This window comes from Mesorhizobium sp. M7D.F.Ca.US.004.03.1.1 (assembly GCF_003998635.1).
Classification (GTDB): Bacteria; Pseudomonadota; Alphaproteobacteria; order Rhizobiales; family Rhizobiaceae; genus Mesorhizobium; species Mesorhizobium loti.
The window spans coordinates 1-1,776 of the sequence record NZ_RZQG01001096.1; the positions used below are offsets into that span (position 1 = coordinate 1).

Below are 1,776 nucleotides of genomic sequence, written 5' to 3' on the forward strand. Positions count from 1 at the left end.
GGTATGCGCATTTATCTTTCTTGCCTTGATAGAATGAACCCTGCCTGCGGCTTGGCGTCCGCGCCGCGCAGATAAAGGGGTTTCGGCCTTTCGCTCTCGCCCTTGGCGGCCGCCAGACGGGCGTAGGTGACAATGTCAGCAGTTGCCGTCTGAGGCCCGATATCGAAGGGGCGCCCGGCCGATGCGGTAATTAGCGCTGCTGCGGTACCGGCAAGCACCGAAGAACCCTCCGTCGCCATCGCCACGGCTTCTGCCAGCGTGGCCACCGCCGGACCGTAAGTCAAAACCGACATTTCATCGTAAAAAGCCGCGTGGATTTCCTCACGCCCGGCATCTAGCGCCGCCAACACGGTGCGACCGGGAAATGCCGCTGCTGCTTCAGCGGCCAGCGCCTCGAGCGTCGTCACCCCGATCGCCGGAATCTTCAGCGCCAGCGCCAAGCCGCGCGCGGTCGAGACGCCGACGCGCAGACCGGTGAAAGAACCGGGGCCGACAGACACGGCAATGGCGCCAAGACCTGCATAGTCGGTTGCACTTGCCTTCAGCGCTTCGGCGATGACCGCCATCAGCTGCTCGGCATGGCCCTTGCCGAGATCGAGCACCGAACGGCCAAGCTCCTGCTTCGCCTTCGCGTCATAGACGCAAGCGGCGCAGAGATTGGCGGCACAGTCGATGGCAAGCAATTTCATGAAGCGACCAGTTCGAGAAGCAATCCCCTGTGCCCGCCACGGCCCGCCACCGCAAGGGGATAGTGCATAATTCGTTAAGCGGCTTCGCTTCGGCTGGCGAACTGTCAGACCTGCTCGATGCGCAGCATGTGGTTGTCCCAGACATAGTCCGGTTCGGAGCGTGTCGTGCCGCTGCCCTCGATGATCTCGCCGGCGCCCGTCGTCGCCATGAACCCGGTTCCGTCGGGCGCCACGCCGCAGACCTCGACCAGCGCGCTGTTCGCGACGACCCGGCCACTGGCCGAATCGATCACGACAAGCGAATTGCCTTCCGGCGAGGAGACGGCGACGGTGCCGGCAGCCGGATTGGCGGCGACCGAGCCGATATAGTTGCGGAAGCCGGACAGCACGTCCCGCGGCATGTCGAGCAGCTGCAACTCCTTGCCGCGCGTGGCGCGGCCGACCAGCAGCGGACGATCGGTGCCCGGGCCTCTGTACTGGCAGCCAAACCAGACGGTGCCGGACGGGTCGGTGTCCATATGGCGGATCGACAATTGGTGCAGTGCGGCCGGCAATTCGTGTTTCTCGATGAGGTCGCCGGTAACGCGGTCGATCAACACGTAGGACGGCTTCATGGTGGCGATGTTGAGCTCGGCGCGGCCGTAATCCGGATGGGTCTCGATACCGCCATTGGCAACAGCGATCGTCCTGCCGTCGCCCAGGAGCAGAAGCTCGTGCGGACCCATGCCATAGGTCGGGAACTCGCCGACACGGCTGAATTTCGCCCGCGAATCGTAGACGCCTACGACGCCAGCAGCATTGTCGAAGTCGTTTTCGGTGGCGTAAAGCAGCGCGCCATCGGGCGAGAACACGCCATGGCCGAAGAAATGCCGGCCGGCGATGCTGGCGATGGTCAGCGGCGCGGCACGACCCGAATGATCGAAGACCACGGCGAAGGTACCGGGCTGACGCGCGAAGACCACCGAACGCCTCGACACCGGATCGAAGGTGACGTCATGGCCGCGATCAGGCAGGTCGATCGCGTGCAGGACCTTGCCAGCCTCGGACAGGACGGCGGCGCCAAAGCTGCCGTCGCGCTTGACGAAGG

General features: G+C 64.6%; 2 protein-coding genes. Both read right to left on the bottom strand.

Features of this window, described 5'->3' with window-relative positions:
* Nucleotides 1–11 precede the first annotated feature (11 nt).
* Nucleotides 12–689, bottom strand: coding sequence for a tRNA (adenosine(37)-N6)-threonylcarbamoyltransferase complex dimerization subunit type 1 TsaB (gene tsaB, locus EN935_RS34275; RefSeq protein ID WP_127374141.1), 678 nt, complete (start codon nucleotides 687–689; stop codon nucleotides 12–14).
* A gap of 104 nt (nucleotides 690–793) precedes the next feature.
* Nucleotides 794–1,776 (bottom strand): DUF1513 domain-containing protein (locus EN935_RS34280; protein ID WP_127374142.1); only part of this gene is annotated, 983 nt, incomplete at its 5' end.

What these genes read in the sequence shown, in the direction of transcription:
- tsaB (WP_127374141.1), bottom strand. Translation starts at nt 689, where the DNA reads ATGAAATTGCTTGCCATCGACTGTGCCGCCAATCTCTGCGCCGCTTGC.